The organism is Microbulbifer regidiadema (SeqCode) (assembly GCF_052467605.1).
The window spans coordinates 525,024-541,808 of sequence record NZ_CP174316.1; the positions used below are offsets into that span (position 1 = coordinate 525,024).

A 16,785-nucleotide genomic window follows, 5' to 3' on the forward strand; every position below is an offset into this window, starting at 1 on the left:
CCGATAGGCTCCCTCAGTATTCGGTGGGCTTTACTTCCCCGGGGCGCCAGGTTTTTTCCAGCCAGGGGCTGAGGGGGCCATACAACCTCAGGATCACAAAGAAGCCTTTCTGCGGGAGGGTCTCCAGCCAATTCTTCTCGAAGCCCTTGGGAGCCTTGGGGCCGAAATAGATGTCATAGGAGCCGTCTGAATTTTGCTGAATCCCCTTTGATTGACTGCTTACTGCGGGGAAGGGCTGGCTGGTCTTTAGCAGGGAGCGGGTTTGGCTGTCATAGATATTGACGGCCCAAAAGGCATTGACCGGCACCTCGGGGGGCAGGTGCAGCTTGTATTTTTTTGCGCCGTCAAAAGGCTCTTTATTCTCATCGACAAAGGCAATGGCGTAATCGGACCCCTTGCCGGGCTCGATAGCCGCCATGGCGGGACTGACCCCGGAGTAGGGGTAAAAGTAGCTGACTCTTGCGTCGTTATTGATGGTTTTGCCGTCCGGGCCATTAAAGAAAATATTCTTACCGGGAAAGGCCATCACCCAGGCACTATCTGTGCCCGGGTAGATTTTTATATCGGAAAGGGATTTGTCTGTCCGTGGGTACCAGACAATCGAGCGGGCAATACCATTACCGATCGCTACTGCGTCTGTCAGAATTTTGGTCATTCTTTTGTCGGGACTGAAGGCTTTTCCTTTCTCTATACCTATAGAGGCGAAGAGGCCTCGCGTTTCCGGATTGAGCATACCAATCCACTCGTACTGAATAACCTCGTTGAGGTGTTGATAGAATTTATAGTCATTGGGGTGGATAGTGTTGAATGCCTTCCCGGAAGCGCTGATAAAGACCATTCTTGGAGCATTACCCTGTTGCGAGAGCGGGTAGATTCTCAAGTTATCCTTGATATTTTGCACCGCCTCCTGTAGCGGCTGGTTGGCCGGTGAGCGCATAAACACCCATAAGCGATAGGAGCGAGGGTGGAGGGGGAAGTGACCAAATGGAATATTGCCCTTGTAGTCCGGTGGCAGTACCAAGAACTTCCCGCCCTGTCCTTTATCCGGCCCCGAGGGACCAATCCCCTCTACAAAGCGGAACCAGGCGTCATTAAATGCGCCCATAACCCCCGGCGGTGAGTGAAGTACGGTTGGCCCATCCCGCTTTAAGTCTAAAAATGCGAGGGTATAAATTGTTGAAGTGCTGCCGGTGAGAAGAAGAGGTTCGGAGTCGATCCGCCGATCGAAAATAAGAACCTCATTGGCCGATTTGGCGCCAAGTTCTCTGCCCCCTTTCATTAGCGCGTGTACCGATGCGCCTTGAATTCCCTTGAGAAAGCTATCTACTCCGCGCATTTGGTCCAAATAGTCATACAGCTTCTCAGCGGTTTGGGGGGAGGGGGCGCCATCGCGGAACTCAAGAACACCGAGACTGCTTTCAACCTTATTTGGCGTACTGATAGATTTCAGGGTTTCTGGACTTACCTCGGCGCAAATAGGCTGGGTGTAAATGAGAAGCAATAGGATGCTTGCCGGCCCAAATACGTATTGAAGCAAGCGAATCAACATAGCGACCCCGATACAAAAGATGCTGGTTATAGATAAGTGTGTGGTATTGCCTCCTCCCTTAGCGTTATATCGTGCCAATTTTTATATTGGAAATAAGCTGACATAGTTGCTACTCACTTCAGTTTCTTTGCTTTGCCTTGGGAGTCTCTGGTTTGTGTGCTAAAGCAGGATTTGTTGATATTTTGCCCAGTTGGCTAGTCTGGGGGGCAGTGATCACTTATGTAGGAGCTGTTCCCAACTTTCAAATTTATTGCATTAGTAAATCTAAATATTTACCTGGCTCTCACCGGAAGTGACCCTCTCGCTGGAGAAAAGGCTTTCTGTCCCGTTCTATAACCTCGCTTTAGGGGTAAGTGAATAAATTTGGGGTGTTTATTTTTTGTAGGTATAGCGGCCTGAAAAATAGGCTTTGCGGCTGCGGCTTCCCTTTTTTAGTGCTGCAATAAAATCATTTTCACGCCAAGAAAATATGACAGTTGTTGCTGTTTTAGCGGGATAGTTGTTGTTTGATCTCTTTTTGTTTTTTGTTGAAGGTTTGATTGGCTGCTTGTGTATCTTTTTAATTATTTAACGCTTGTCATGTTTGTAATGTTTAGACAGGTTGAGAAATTTCTATCGAAGTTGGCTTTTGTGGAATATTTTTTCAGTAGGTTGGCAGTGTGGCGTGAGCATTTTCAAAAAAAGCTTGTCATTATTGGGTCATCCGTTTTATAAAATGATCGTCCCATGTAGCCGATATGAATGGTTTTTTTTCGTTCTGTCCGGGATAGATTGAAAAATTTAGAATAATAAATGGATTAAAAATGTTTTCTCTTGCTGACTTATTCGAAAGAGTTGTAGCAAATCGTTGGCAAGGCCGCCTGGAAAGTTTGAGTGGTGAAGTTTTGACCTCGACTCACTGTAGGGATGCCTTGCTGTCCCTTAGTGGTGGCGAAATTGGTTTCCGTGCAGGTGATCGAATTGTTGTTTGTACCCAGTCTGAAATAGAAGCGGTTGCCATCATGTTGGCCGCGTGGCAGTTGGGGTTAGTGGTCGTTCCTGTAAAAGGGGATTTGGGACCCTCCACCATTGAAATGATCGCTCGCGATTGCAATGCCAAAGCACTATGGCGTGCTGGGAATGTTGAACTTTTACAGAGTTTTCAAGCGGAACAGAGGCAATTTGAGATATCTACGGCACCAGTGGTTACGGGGATTGACCTGGCGCTGATTATTTATACTTCTGGAAGTACGGGTAAGCCGAAAGGAATTATGCTTACCCACCAAAATGTCTTAGTTTCCCTGGCATCAATTTGTCAATATCTAGATCTACAAGTACAAGACAGAGTTTTGTGTTTATCACCCCTATCGTTTGACTATGGTCTCTACCAGGTTCTATTTGCGCTATATGCTAATTGCACCACCATTCTCTACGACAAGCCGTTTAATCCCATTCAGGCCCTAAAAGCGATTGCAGATCAGCGTATATCTGTTCTGCCAATTGTACCGGCAATGGGCGCGGCTCTGGTGAAATTAGTGAACTTGGTTAAGCCGAACCTGAGTGATTTGCGCAGTATTACCAATACTGGCGGACACCTGTCTGAGTATATGATTCGCTCCTGGAAGGAGTATTGCCCAGATCTCAATGTTTTTTCCATGTACGGCTTGACTGAATGCAAGCGAGCTCTGTACTTGGAGCCTGAGCTTTGGGAGGAAAAAATGGGCTCGGTTGGAAAACCGATCCCGGGCTTGGATGCTCGTATCTTTGTCCCTGCTTCAGACGCCACAAAGCTTAGAGAGGCTGAGGCTTCTGAAGTGGGCGAGCTCTATGTCAGGGGTGCGGCAGTGATGCAGGGCTACTTTAATCAAGCAGCTCAAGGCGGCGCAGAAATGGTCCCCGGTCAATACCGGGATGATAACTGGCTGGCGACGGGAGACCTGTTTAACCGTGATAAAGATGGATTCTTCTATTTTAAAGGGCGCTCAAAAGACCTGATCAAACAGGGCGGGTTTTGCCTATTTCCAAAGGAGCTGGAAAACCATATCGACTTGTGTCCATTAGTGCATCTCAATGCAGTCGTTGGCACCAAAGATAAGTTGGAAAATGAGGTGGCTACCTGCGTAGTGCAGCTACATGACAATACAGCTGATAATCAGCAGCAATTTCGTACTTGGCTGAAGGCGAATATAGATGCTGACTATATGCCGAGAGATATTAAGTTCGTTGATAGTATTCAGCTAACAGCGAATAGCAAGGTCGATAGAAAGCATATTGAGCAAGCTTTACAAGTTCACCCCTAGTGGATTGGGTTTGCTTAAACGAGATGCTGTCTGAAATATAAGACATTTAATCTATTAAAAATAAAAAACTCTATGTTTGACTCTTGGGGGAGTTATGAGTGCTCTGTCAGATGCGCTGATTCGACAGTTGGGTGAAAAATCGAAACAGTTATCTACACCGTGTTATATCTATTCCGTTAAGGCTGTTCAGGATAATTATAGGGATCTCAAGGAAGCGCTGGGTACGGGGCTGATATACTCTCTGAAAGCCAATAGCTGTCTTGATTTAATTCTCCGTTGTGGACATATCTTTGCGGACGGTATTGAAATAGCCTCTATTGGTGAATTAAACCTACTGCCTAAGGGAGAGAGCCCTCGGTTTATCAATAACCCATCGGCCGATAAAAGTTTTATTCGTGCGGCTATTGCCAGTAAGTGTCATTTAATTATCGATAACTTAAGCCAATTGCCGCTTATTGAGGAAGTTAAGGCGAGGCGTGCGGTCAATCCTGTTGTTTTGCGGCTTAACCCTACGATCTTGGCTCACTTTGATAGCCAATTAAAGGGGCTGAGGAAAGATCATTTCGGTTTGGATTGGGAGGGGTGCCTAGAAGCTTTGGCGTTTTGCAAGAAGCATGACATCCCGGTTTCAGGCTTTCACTTGTTCAGGGGGTCGTACTCCTTTACTAAAGGTGCTTTTGATACTGCCAGAGTAGCCTTACAGGTCGTTGGTGAGTTTGAGGAACAATTGGGATACCCCCTGTCACTGGTTAATTTAGGTGGCGGATTTGACCCCAATTGGCGGGAACAGGGCTTTGATTTTGAGCAATACAGAAATTTGATGTCTGAATTTCCTGCGCATATCAGCATTGTTCACGAAAGTGGCCGGGCAATTATGGGGTCGGCGGGTTATTTTGTAACTGAAGTTCGCTATATAAAGAGCATTGATGGTGATAAGTATGCCGTATGCGATGGCGGAATGGCGCAAAACTTTCTATTGGCTAAAACTGAAAGTACCTTTAAACGATTCCAGCAACCACTGATATTGCGCAATGCTATCCCTCTCGACGAGAGTGGGGATGGCCAGAAAGTCCTTCTTGTGGGTACTTCGTGTAATAAGGAGGATGTGATTGGAGAGGTCAATAATATTGATCTTCAAGTAGGGGATTTAGCCCTATTTGATGGTTGCGGTGCCTACAATGCGAGTTATACCGTTGCCCCCTTCCTTAAATTGCCGGCCCCAACTTCTTATCTGGTGGAGTAAATCATGGAAATGCAATCGGTGCTAGGTAGCTTTATTGTTAACCAATTGTCCAGTATTTCGCCAGTGCCCAGCACGCTAAAATCACTGCTAGAAAACTCTTGTACTCGGCTATTCGATGCTTCAATGATTATTGAAGACTCCCTGGCGGAACTCGCACCGCTTAGAGAGGCCTCGGTGCAGCAGCCATTGGAACAATTTGAGCAGACTTTTGTTATCGATCAGATAATTGACTCTGTACGTGATGAAGGTTTGGATAACCACTTTCACAATATGATCGGCTTGTTTGGCTCAATTATGCTGAGTCTAACTGCCACAGAAGATCAGCTGGCTCAAGTCAATAAGTGGGTAGAGCAGGGGATCTTTGGCCACTTCCTGATGACAGATCCAGGCGGTCCAAGTCTTATGGGGTGGAAAACTGAGCTGGTTGAAGCCGATGGTGAGATGTTCCTGAACGTCGACAAGATCCACGGTATCGAGGCACAGCAGCTAGGTTTCGCCATGGTGGTTACCAAGCAGCCGGGAAGGCCCTTCCCCCTGACCGTGATGTTGCCGCCAGAACTCTGTGGCCAACTGCGGCAGAGTGCTGCGGGAGAGCCGTTTTTAAATGGCGCATTACAGTTGGGTAATTGTAAAGGTAAAGTGCCAATTACCAAGGATATGCTGCTAAGCAAAGGGGGCTTGGGCAGTGTAAACCGATTTTTAACACTGGTTCGCCCGCGCTTTGTCAAATCACTGATGCACTTTGTGTTGTGGTTGCACGACTGCAAAGAAGCTCAGTTGAGCAGTGATGATCAGGCCCATATAGAATACCTTATCCACTTGTGTAACGAGCAAGTGGCTGCAACTACTTTCTCTATGCACAGTGTAAACCGTGTTCTGGCAACAAAATTTACCAGTAATGAGATTTTATTGAATTTGGTTTTGTCAGGAAAAATCAAATCCCTGAACCGCCAGCGCGATCTATTGGCATTTACAAAAATGGAAGGCAGTTCATATCGCTGTTTCTTTGAGATATACAGCAAATTTAAGGGGCTGCGGGTATGAGTTTGTATCTGCGCTCTGCGGCTTTTACTCCTATTGAAGGAATCACATTTTTAACCAGTGGTGATGTGTCTACGGCCTTTGCTGATATTGCCAAGGTTATCCGCAGGCAGACCGATAGTGTTTTGGATGCCGCACCGGAAGTAAAAGATACACAAATAGATCGCCACTTTTTATGTTCAACTATGATTGAACTCCCTTTGAGTTCTGCGGCGGTTAGTGAGCAGGACTTCAATTATGGAGATGATGCAAGGGCACCGATTACCAGCTTTATTAATACCTATGAGTGCGCCTCTTGGGGTTATAGCTTGCGGCACTATTTAAAGCAAAGCCCTAAAGCTCGCTATTTACTTGTGAGTATCCTCGATGCCAATGTTCTGGATTTGAGTTTTTGGCGAGAGAATGATAACTGGGGAGATAGTGGTTTTGGTCTCTGCACATTGTTGTTCGAAGTGAGAGATGCTGGCAATGTAGAGCTTAATGCATCCTGTACGCTGACTTACAATACAACCCCGGAATTTGCCACAGTCATCCGCAAAATGGTTATGGGGCGAAATGACTTGACCCTATCTTTGCCTTTCTTTCCGGAGAATATTCGGCAAATTTTCACAAAATTACTGGCGGCCAATGTCAAATTGCCAGACTTACACGATCGCTGGGGGCATTGTTTTGGCAGTGACCCCTGGCTAAACATTATCTGCCAGGGAGTGGAAAAGGGATTTCAGGAACCAGAGAAGTTTCTGGCCTGTTCAATCGCACTTAATGGTTATTACTGCACTGTAGAGGTTACAGTCGATCAGCAAAGCCAGTTTTGTCTTATGGAGGCGGTGTGATGAATACTCTTGAACTGTCAGCCACTCTTGAGCGCAATCCGTATCCCGATTCATTGAAGCCCTGTGTAGCACAAATGCTGCCATTGCGGAATGAGCGAGACTTTCTCGCTTTATCTAATCTTCCGGTTAATACCAGTCCCGTTTTGCTTAATCATGCGGAGCACTACCAGTTACTACTGGATATTCTACAGCACCTTGAATCTGTGGATTTAGATATCGATATAGTCCTGGTCAGAATGCAGATGCCCGCCGGAGGGCGGATGCCAGCTGCACTATTAAAGGATACAGTCCTAATGCTTCATGATCTCATCGGAGAAGAAGCAATATTGGTTAGCGAGGGAAAGCCCTATATCGCAATCGAAGATAGCTTGGTCCGTCACCCCTTTGAAGCGGGAACCAACCAGCTAAAAATCAGGCTGGCAATGAGGAGTGATTGTCAGAATTTTTTCATTGAGGAGCTTTCCAAGCTACTTATCCAGTGCGGTTTCGGTGATATAACAAGAAACACCATAGACGGGACAGCATAGAGATGTTTATCAAAAGCCTATGGGTTGAAAGTGATGGAGCGGTCGATCAGTTGCTCCAAGCCTTAAGGTGTCACCTGGATAAGTTTGATCTTTTGCCTGAGCTTATCTATGTGGTCTCTGCTGGGGAGGCGAATGTTCTACAGGATAAGCGGGTTGTTGAGTTTATAGCAGACCTTGAAGACGATGGACATAAGATCTGCTTTGTTGGCAGTGCTTGTACCAGCTTTCATGCGGCAGTGTTGAGTTACTCCAAGTGTAGTGAGCGCGACGCTTTGATTTTGAATCTTGAGCTGGGGAAAGAGAGGCAGCAAGAGTGCCTGGACTCCCTGGGGATTGGTGTCGGGCCCGATCAGGATGGTCTTAATGTTCTTGTGGGAGTATCTGCTACCTGGGTGTGTCGCGAGTATTGTGACTCTCACCTCTGCCAAATATCCAGTTGTGACATCCTCTCACAGGCGCCGTCGTTAAGTGGCGGGCCAGAGCTGATAAAGAGTATTAAGCAGATCATTGCTACCAACTCAAACTGCGATACGCAGGTGGTTTCTTTTGATATTCGCTCTAGATGGGCCAAGGGCTTGCTTAAAGGCTTCGCGGATACGGAAAGATCTACCTGGCTACCCAGTATTGAAGAAGATGGCTGGCACTATCTGAGTATTAAACCTCTAGCCGAACTGATTCGCTACTACGTTGAGCAAAAAATGACTGATCTATGGCTGCTTACGTTGGGAGGTGGTGGCAGGGTCGGTTGTCTAAAAATAGATGTCCCCTCGGCAAAATTTCAAGGGCTTCTTTCCAGGTTGATTAATGTTGAAACGCTGGTGTTGGAAGATGCCTATATCGATTTTAATGCGGCCCAGCATATGGGTGAGACTGTCGAGCAGGATCACCTACTACTCATTCGCGAGGCCTTAAGGTATCCAAAGCGGATTTACCGGGGGAGACACAATCAGATATTTGATTGGGCACTAAATGCAAGTAGTTGGCGCACACTGTTGAAGTATCAAGGAGCAAAGCATGGATAATAATATTTATAAAACGGACATAAGAGAGTTTAAATTTCTTATTGAAGCGCAGTTCCATGAAGCGAAAGTCCTGTTTAATGATCCAATGTTTAGCGGGTGTTCGCCAGAGGTTCTCGATGAAATTTTACTTAGGGCAAAAAAGTTCTCCTATGAAGTTCTCGGCCCGGGGTATCAGGCTTCAGATCGAGAGGGTTGCCGTTTAGAGGGCGGAGAAGTAAAGCTTCCGAGCGCATTCCCGCAGATGTGGCAGCAGTTTAAGCGTGACTGGGGAGATATCTCCTCATTTCAAAACGGGGAAAATACCACTATCCCCCCCTTGGTAATGCAGATGCTCCTGGAAATGTTTATGGGAGCAAACCCAAGCTTTATGACATATGGTGGGTTTTGTCTGCCATCCTCCACTCTGGTGGAGAAATACGGCAGCGATGTGCAGAAATCCCTATTTAGGGATAAATTAGCCACCTCGGAATGGACCTCTTGTCTTTGTTTAACCGAACCCCAGGCGGGAAGTGATGTATCTCTTGTCGAGACCAGTGCCGTTCGCCAGGAGGATGGCACTTACCTGTTAACCGGTGAAAAATATTTGATCAGTGCCGGTATGCACGATCTAACCGAAAATACTGTTTACTTCGTTATGGGGCGCGGAGAGAAAAGCGGGTCGGGCACCTACGGTTTATCCTGCTTTATAGTGCCTAAGTACTGGGTTGAAGAAGATGGCAGTCTCGGTGAGTTTAATAACATTGAATGTGTTTCCCTAGCGGAAAAAATGGGCTTTAAGGGGTGTGCAAACACTCACCTACGCTTTGGTGACAATGGTCCGTGTAGGGCGTACTTACTGGGGGATCGCGAGAATGTAGGTTTATTGCAGTTCCTCACCCTGATGAATCAAGCCCGTATTAGCACCGGTGTCTACGCCCTGGGTATGGCCTCTTCGGCCTACTACAATGCGCTTTCCTATGCGACCAAGCGCCTACAGGGCAAAAAATTTCACGAGAGCTTTAGCTCTACGGCAAGCCGGGTCAATATCGTTGAACACACGGATGTTCAGCGGATGCTGCTTGAAATGAAATCCAAGGTGGAGGGCTGTCGAGCGCTGATTGCTAAGCTGACCCTGTCAGAAAGTTTGGTGAAGATCTACCAGGGGCAGGACAACAAAAAGGATCGTATTGCCCACTATCAGGGCTTAATGAACCTGTTAACTCCGGTAGTTAAAGCCTATATCAGTGATCAGGCTTGGCGTATCTGTGAGCTCGCCATCCAAACCTGTGGTGGACAGGGGTATCTTCAAGATCTGGGTATCGAACAGTACGCGCGAGACATTAAAGTCCTGGCAATCTGGGAGGGAACTAACTATATCCAGAGTCAGGACTTGATCAGGGATAAGTTGGGGTTGGGTAATTCCAGCAAGTTATTCCAATTTTATCAGGCGGAAATAGAGAGTTTCTTCAATCGGGCCGGGGACTACCCGCAGTTTAAGGCCGAGTTCGAGCGCTTACAGGATTCTTTTACGCATTTCGAAACGGCGCTGAAGTTGGTGCATAGCTGGGTAAAAAACAAAGAGATGTTTAAGATCCCGGCCTATAGTACGCGCATGCTGCATATGCTCGGTGATATCACTCTGGCTTGGCTGCTGCTGGAGGCTGCGTGCGCTGCATCCGATAAGTTGAGTCAGGAATTAGAAGAGACCGATAAAGCATTTTATCGCTCAAAAGTCACCAGTGCCCAATTTTTTATTCGCAACGAGTTACCCCGCACCAAGCTTGTTCTAGACATTCTTCAGGATAATGACTCCTTCTGTGAAATGGACGCTTCTGCTTGGAATTCATTGTTGTCAAACATGGAGACTGTTTCATGAGTAAGCTTGATCAGCTACAGTCCGATTACGATGTTGTGATTATTGGTGGTGGCTGGGCCGGTCTGACACTGGCCCGCCAGCTTAAGCTCAATAAAGATGATTTAACCATCCTGGTTGTTGAGGCGAATACCGAGTTCAAGGCCAAAGTCGGCGAAGCGACAGTGGAGATGACTGGCCATTACTTTATCAAGCAACTGGGTTTGGTGAATTACCTATATCGAAATCACCTGCCGAAAAATGGTCTTCGCTTTTTCTATGACAATCCAGAGCACACACTGTCATTGACTGAGATGAGTGAGCATGGAACCACCAGTATTCCGCCCCATCCCGCTTTTCAAATTGACCGGGCGCGATTGGAGTGTGACCTTGTCGATATGAATCGGGACAATGGCATACAGGTTGTTCAGGGTATAAAAGCGAAAAATCTTAGCATACTACCCGGGGATGAGCTTCACTCTGTCGAGCTTATTGACAGCGGTGCCAGTACCCTTGTCAATACCCGCTGGCTGGTAGATTGCAGTGGCCGAAACCGCATTGCCAAAAAGCATAAGAAGCTCACGCGCATAGAGAATGTGCCGAAGCACTTCTCTGCCTGGGGGCGATTCAAGAACATCCGGGATATTGACTCCATGGGAGATGAGAGTTGGCGCAAGAAGGCGTTTGGACGCTTCCTTTCCACCAATCATTTTTCTGGGGATGGCTACTGGGTTTGGTTTATCCCGTTAAGTGGTGGTTATACCAGTGTGGGGATTGTTGGTGAGAATAGTAAATTTGATAAGCCGCCAACAAAACAACAGGATTTTCTCGAGTTTTTAATGGCCTACAGAGCAATTTCAGAGCTGTTAGATGGCGCTGAACTTGTGGATTTTGAGGCCTGGGGGCAGCTCGCCTACAGGGCTGATGAGTTTATCTTTGCCGACCGCTGGGCGACCTCTGGATTTTCCTCCATGTTTCTTGACCCACTGTTTAGTGGCGGTGGGGATATGATCGCACTGTTCAATGATCATATTTGTAAATATATTATTGCCGATATTGCAGATAGTGATCGCAAGCAAGCGCAACAGCGCCTTGCGGACCAATTACCTATCGCCAATCAGGTCGTCAAAGAGTTTTACCAGGGGCTCTATGCCCACGTGGCGAATGTGTACCCGGTGATTGATTCTGCGGAATTGTGCTCCTCACTGCTGGCTTACAATACCGCAGCCTATTTTCTTGAGAGCGCCTGGGATTATATGTCCGGGAATTATCTGGACCAGGAGTATTGGCTGCGCAAGAGCTACCTGCGTCGTGGATATATGGCCTTAGAGTTAATTTTGCAGCGCCTATTGATTGAGACCGCAAAAGAGCTCAAGGCCCAGAATCGATATTTCCGTAGAAATGATGAGGGGTTCTTTGAATCGGGTGCCGATCACTACAAGTATTTTGTGTACCTGATGGGAACCCAGGGCCGAGATGGTTGGCGCATTGACTTGCGGGTTAAACTCTGGACTGAGATTTTCTTGAGTGTTGTGCAGGCGCGACTCGACCTCCCCAAACTGGCAAATCGCATGGTTGTTCAGCAGGCGATTACTTTTGCCGATTTACTGCAACGGCCAAATATGAATGGGGATGACCTCAGTTGGTTGCTTGAGAAAACCTCTTCCAAACTGACAGACTTAGTGAATGAAGAGATAGATCATCCAGTGAGTGTTGTTGTATCGGAAGCCTCTTTTCATACGGATATGCTTGAGATCGTGGATTTTTCCGCTAGTTACTCCGAAGAAGAGCTCACGCAGATTAATAAAAAAGCGAAATCAATTTGGATGCAGACACAGGAATATATCGCAATCCCCAGTATGGTTCCTGTATTTCTCGCCTTTGCCCGCAGTCAGCCGGATAGCATCATGGAATCGGTGGTAGACCAGCGGGAAGCTATGCAGACTGAGGAAATAGACTCTGCACTTGTGGATTCGGAGGCTGTGTGAACCAGGAGTTCTTTCAAGCACGGGATGGCAAAAAGCTCTCATTTCGCTGGTTGCCATCGGATGAATCTGATTTGGTACTTATCTGTTTACACGGGAGTACGTTTAGTAGTCAGTGGTATCTAATGTTTGGGCGGATGGTACACCGCAGTGGCATTAGTGTCTGTTTACCAGATTGGCGCGGCCACGGCAAGAGCGAAGGTGTTCCGGGTGACCTCGATTACTCCGATCAATTACAGGATGATCTTGCCGATCTGATAAAGCAGCTGAAAAAGAGGGGTGCAAAGGCTTTCGTGCTGGGAGGGCATAGTGCCGGGTCGCTGGTTGCACTTAAGTATCTGCATCTCTATAGCAGTGAAGATATCGCCGGTTTTTTTGCCATTGCGCCGCCACTGACTCAGTCCGAGGAAACCAGGAAATATGATATTCCCGTGTCTGGTTTTGAGTATTACATTCGCTACTCAAGGCGGCGTCACTATACGCGCCCCAGGGCGTCTGCCGGGGACCAGAACCTACCTAAAATCAAGATACTGAAATATTGGCTGGCACTGCTGTTTCCCCCATTGAGAAAACTGTCGGTATTGAGTTTTCCACCGGTGGGGTCCGCTGCTGGGAATCAGGGACGAGTATTGGATTGTACGTTTAACCTGCTCAGTGCCTATAACGTGGATCGTTACTCCGAACTCTTTGCCAGCTTAACGGTGCCCTGTCATTTTTTTGTCGGGGAGAAGGATGAAGTACTGGATACACAGGTTCTGTATACGGTATTGAACTGGTATCTGTCCCCGAATATTCAAGCGGGGCTCACTGAATTGCCCAGAGCTACCCATATGTCGGCTATTTCAGCTTCGGCAAAACCTATTTCCAGCTGGTTGGCAACATTGATGCGGCAGCCGGAGGGGGTTGTAGTATGAAATCAAGCAGCAATAAAGCGCCTTTGAAGAAGGTGCAGCGATTACCCGTTGGTGCAGAAATTTCACTGAACTCATTTTTGGGAGATGCCGCTTGGAAGAGCGTGCTGAGTGAAGACGGGATATCACTGGGCTCGATTAAAAGGACTGATGAAAGTCACTTTCATTTACAGGTTGGCAACAGTTTTCAGTTTCCCCTTTATTACTGCCTGAAGGGCGAAAGCTTATTTGTTGGGCAGGACTTAGCATTTTTCCCCCATATTGGTGCCGATACAATAGATTGCCATTACTTGATAGAAATCGAGTATTTTGGCTTTTCTATAGAGAGAAAGAGCCTTCTACAGGAAGTGAAAATGCTCTTTCCCGGGGATGATATTATTGTGTCAGGCAAAGAGCTTGTTTGGCTCTCCGCTGGCGGCCATCCAGCCGGCAAGTTGAATGCCGCACTGATAACGCCAGAGCAAACTACGGATAAACTGTTCAATAGTTTACCCAAGGTAACCTCGAAGCTTTTTTCGCCGGTTGACTCCACCTTTTATGCCCACATCGCTAATCGTTTAGCGGAAATAGAAGAATCGAATCTTAAAGTGGGTAGGCAGAACTTGCCTTTAACCGTTGGCTACCAGGATAAACGGGCAAAAATTTTCAATACAGCTCATAAGAGTAGGGTAGTAGAAGGTCTCGACCTGCAAAAGTATGCCGCCCGGGTTCAAGGTGAGCTGGATCAGATATGGCAGGGCTCAGGATCAAGCCTGGATAGAGAAGCGTATATCTATCAAGAGTTTTATCTGCCCTTTGTCCAGTTTTTACTCAATATATTGGCGATGAATGCCGGGAAAGTTGTAGAAATCGTTGATGGTGCCGGCGACGAGGGGGTTACAGCGTCTGTGTTTTCCATTGACGATAAGCCTATCTGCAATATTTATGAATCTTTTCAGCGGGTGTTTTTTTATGGGAACCCATGGCTTGCTAAAGTCTGGTTCTATATTCCACCCATGATCAGTGCCGCTGCTATAAAACGGCAGCGGAAATACTCAGAGAGCGAGCAGCATGTCTGTGTCTTTACCTTAACGTTGGACTACTTGCTGCGATTTAACCACCTAAAAACAGGAAATTTTACTGGAGAGTAAATATGTCTACAGCAGTTGTAGAGAGCAAGGTACAAGAGCTTTGTGAACAAATAGCTCTTATGCTGAATGTTGATGCTGTCGATGCAGATACACCCATTGCAGAGCTCGGGGTTGATTCCCTGAATATTGTTGAGGTGATCTTGATTTGTGAGCAGCTGTACCCCGGAGTGATGAGCCCCGAAAACCTCGTTTTCGATGAGCACACCACTTTGAGCGAGATGGATGGTCAATTACTTGAAAACTCAGTAGAAGTTTAACGTACTTTGGGGGCGGTCAATGTTTAAAAAAGTACTTACTATTCTTATCAGTAGTTTTTTTATTGGCAATATTATTGCCTGGTTTTCAGGTGCTGCTCCCATTGAGTTTGCTAAAGTTGCCTATTCAGAGGATGAGAGGGAGCAGGTAGAATTTCTCCGCGAGGAGATTGCGAAAAATAGAACTGATCCCGATTTAATGCTGGAGCTTGGACAGCTATTTAGCTACCACAACGAGCTTGAGAAAGCGGCACACTTGCTTGCCGCCGCGCATCAACAACAGCCAGACGATATGCTGATACGTGCGGCCTACTACTCCAATGAGGGTAAGCGCGCAGGTGCGATGTTCGATCCCGCCATGGGGCTTTACAAGCTCTACCGCTTGCGCCATGCCATGAACGAGGTGGATCAAGCGGGTCTCAATGCCGGTGCAGATTTCAATGTACGCCTGATACGCCTGATTACTTTTTCTTATGTGGGGGAAGTCAGTGGCCATTTTGAGCGGGTATTCGAAGATGAAGCTTGGTTTATGGAGCTGATAGATTCGGAGCCGGATAGCCTCCCCACCGCCATAGAACAAATTGTGTACTTGTCTTTAGCCAATGCCTATTGGGTTAAAGCGGGTGAGAAGGGAGAGGATTTGGCCGTAGCAATGGGCTATTACCAAAAAGCCATGGCTATGGCTCCCTGTCCCGTCACAATGCAGGCCTCTTGTGAGCAGTTGAGTCAGATGGCCGTGACCTTGGGTAAAAATTGATGTTGGTTGAGCTTAAGCGTGTTTCCAAGCGTTATCGCTTGGGTGATCTCTGGGTCGATGCACTGCTAGATATAGACCTCGCTATTGATCGGGGTGAATTTCTCGCAGTGAAAGGGCCCAGTGGTAGCGGTAAGAGCACATTGCTGAATCTGCTATCGGCATTGGATCAGTGTGATTCCGGGTCTGTTCATATTGACGGTGTCAATCTTGGCAGTTTGGGGGAGCATCAGCGCTCCCTGTTCCGGGGGCGGCATATTGGTATTGTCTTTCAGTCTTTCAACCTGATTCCGGTGCTGACAGCACTAGAGAACGTTATGTATCCCCTGACATTGCGCGGTGCCGCCAACGCCAGGCAACTAGCGCTGGCAGCGCTGGAGGCAGTGGGACTGGCCAAGCTGGTTAATCAGCGTCCCACCCAGCTTTCCGGGGGGCAGATGCAGCGGGTGGCGATTGCCCGGGCAATTGTCAGTAAACCGGATCTGGTACTCGCTGACGAACCCACAGCCAATCTGGACTCGCGTACATCGGAGAGCATTATGAGCCTTATGCAGCAGCTCAACCGGGAGCAGGGTGTCACTTTTATCGTGGCCACCCATGACGACTATGTAACCAGCTTGGCATCCCGGGTAATCACCGTACGGGATGGCCACCTGGTAGAAGACACAGGCACGGCTCAAGCCCTTATTCAGGAGGCTATTGCATGAAGACAGTGGTAAAAAACCTGTTGGTCCGGGGCCCGTTAGCCAGAGTGCTATCGGTTTTCTCAGTCCTGCTATTAATTTCTGCTGCGGCCCTGGCGGAAGAGTACATTTACCCAACGCCGATTCCGTTTACCAATAGTGAGAGGGAAGCGCTGTTTTCTGCCGTTAATGAGGCAATGAGCAGCGAGCAGAAAAAGCAAGCCTACCTGGCCCAGCTCGCACGTCTGACTTCGATGGAAGATACGGAGTTGAAGGCGGTCGAGGAGTTGGAAACCCTGATGCAGTCGCTGCAAGAAAGTCTACCGGATGATCCTGAACTCAATGCCGCACTGGGGTCGACAACTTCATTTAAATCCAGCTTCTATCTGGATCGACTGGCAAAACTATCGCTGTTCTCCCGGCGGGGCAATCGCATAATGGATCGAGCGGTTAAGCAAGCTCCGTTCAATCTCGGCGCCCGCCTCCAGCGGGGGATCAACTGTGCCAATATGCCGGCCTTCCTTAAAAGAGCTCGCTACGCTGTCGAAGATTTGGCCCTGGTAAGGGAGCAGGTTGGCAGCCAGTTCGGCAAAGAATTTCTCGGTTTCGTTGAGTTCTACCTGGCCCAGGCCTACAACCGCAATAAACAAGCCGATAAGGCCAGGCTTCTCTGGGAGAAGGTGGCGGCGGAGTCGGATACCGAATGGTCCGTTAAAGCCAAGCAGGCGCTGGGGAGTATTTAG

15 protein-coding genes are annotated in these 16,785 nt (G+C 47.6%); 14 read left to right on the forward strand and 1 reads right to left on the reverse strand.

Going from position 1 to position 16,785, the window contains the following annotated elements:
* Positions 1-13: 13 nt before the first annotated feature.
* Positions 14-1,549, reverse strand: coding sequence for a DUF1254 domain-containing protein (locus ACJJIF_RS03125; RefSeq protein ID WP_444930789.1), 1,536 nt, complete (start codon positions 1,547-1,549; stop codon positions 14-16).
* An 803-nt stretch (positions 1,550-2,352) separates the two neighbouring features.
* Here ACJJIF_RS03125 and ACJJIF_RS03130 point away from each other — a divergent pair.
* The 14 genes from ACJJIF_RS03130 to ACJJIF_RS03195 all read left to right on the forward strand — a co-directional run bounded on the left by ACJJIF_RS03130 (position 2,353) and on the right by ACJJIF_RS03195 (position 16,785).
* Positions 2,353-3,828, forward strand: a complete 1,476-nt coding sequence (locus tag ACJJIF_RS03130) for a class I adenylate-forming enzyme family protein (RefSeq protein ID WP_444930790.1) — start codon at positions 2,353-2,355, stop codon at positions 3,826-3,828.
* 94 nt (positions 3,829-3,922) lie between these two features.
* A complete protein-coding gene (locus tag ACJJIF_RS03135; protein ID WP_444930791.1) occupies positions 3,923-5,071 on the forward strand; it encodes a type III PLP-dependent enzyme domain-containing protein in 1,149 nt (382 codons plus the stop codon).
* A 3-nt stretch (positions 5,072-5,074) separates the two neighbouring features.
* Complete coding sequence (locus ACJJIF_RS03140) at positions 5,075-6,115, forward strand: hypothetical protein (RefSeq protein WP_444930792.1); 1,041 nt, start codon at positions 5,075-5,077, stop codon at positions 6,113-6,115.
* The gene (locus tag ACJJIF_RS03145; RefSeq protein ID WP_444930793.1) at positions 6,112-6,945 is read left to right on the forward strand and encodes a hypothetical protein; all 834 of its coding nucleotides are present in this window, start codon (positions 6,112-6,114) and stop codon (positions 6,943-6,945) included. Before ACJJIF_RS03140 ends, ACJJIF_RS03145 begins: the two co-directional genes overlap by 4 nt.
* Positions 6,945-7,472, forward strand: coding sequence for a hypothetical protein (locus ACJJIF_RS03150; RefSeq protein ID WP_444930794.1), 528 nt, complete (start codon positions 6,945-6,947; stop codon positions 7,470-7,472). Before ACJJIF_RS03145 ends, ACJJIF_RS03150 begins: the two co-directional genes overlap by 1 nt.
* 2 nt (positions 7,473-7,474) lie before the next feature.
* A complete protein-coding gene (locus tag ACJJIF_RS03155) occupies positions 7,475-8,494 on the forward strand; it encodes a hypothetical protein (protein ID WP_444930795.1) in 1,020 nt (339 codons plus the stop codon).
* On the forward strand, positions 8,487-10,349 hold the full coding sequence (locus ACJJIF_RS03160; RefSeq protein ID WP_444930796.1) for an acyl-CoA dehydrogenase family protein: 1,863 nt from the start codon (positions 8,487-8,489) through the stop codon (positions 10,347-10,349). The genes ACJJIF_RS03155 and ACJJIF_RS03160 overlap by 8 nt, the downstream gene beginning before the upstream one ends.
* The gene (locus ACJJIF_RS03165) at positions 10,346-12,313 is read left to right on the forward strand and encodes an NAD(P)/FAD-dependent oxidoreductase (RefSeq protein ID WP_444930797.1); all 1,968 of its coding nucleotides are present in this window, start codon (positions 10,346-10,348) and stop codon (positions 12,311-12,313) included. Before ACJJIF_RS03160 ends, ACJJIF_RS03165 begins: the two co-directional genes overlap by 4 nt.
* Complete coding sequence (locus tag ACJJIF_RS03170; RefSeq protein WP_444930798.1) at positions 12,310-13,224, forward strand: alpha/beta fold hydrolase; 915 nt, start codon at positions 12,310-12,312, stop codon at positions 13,222-13,224. Before ACJJIF_RS03165 ends, ACJJIF_RS03170 begins: the two co-directional genes overlap by 4 nt.
* The gene (locus ACJJIF_RS03175) at positions 13,221-14,351 is read left to right on the forward strand and encodes a hypothetical protein (RefSeq protein ID WP_444930799.1); all 1,131 of its coding nucleotides are present in this window, start codon (positions 13,221-13,223) and stop codon (positions 14,349-14,351) included. The genes ACJJIF_RS03170 and ACJJIF_RS03175 overlap by 4 nt, the downstream gene beginning before the upstream one ends.
* Before the next feature lie 2 nt (positions 14,352-14,353).
* A complete protein-coding gene (locus ACJJIF_RS03180; RefSeq protein ID WP_444930800.1) occupies positions 14,354-14,608 on the forward strand; it encodes an acyl carrier protein in 255 nt (84 codons plus the stop codon).
* Positions 14,609-14,627: 19 nt separating this feature from the next.
* A complete protein-coding gene (locus ACJJIF_RS03185; RefSeq protein WP_444930801.1) occupies positions 14,628-15,362 on the forward strand; it encodes a hypothetical protein in 735 nt (244 codons plus the stop codon).
* A complete protein-coding gene (locus ACJJIF_RS03190) occupies positions 15,362-16,066 on the forward strand; it encodes an ABC transporter ATP-binding protein (protein ID WP_444930802.1) in 705 nt (234 codons plus the stop codon). The genes ACJJIF_RS03185 and ACJJIF_RS03190 overlap by 1 nt, the downstream gene beginning before the upstream one ends.
* A complete protein-coding gene (locus ACJJIF_RS03195) occupies positions 16,063-16,785 on the forward strand; it encodes a hypothetical protein (RefSeq protein WP_444930803.1) in 723 nt (240 codons plus the stop codon). The genes ACJJIF_RS03190 and ACJJIF_RS03195 overlap by 4 nt, the downstream gene beginning before the upstream one ends.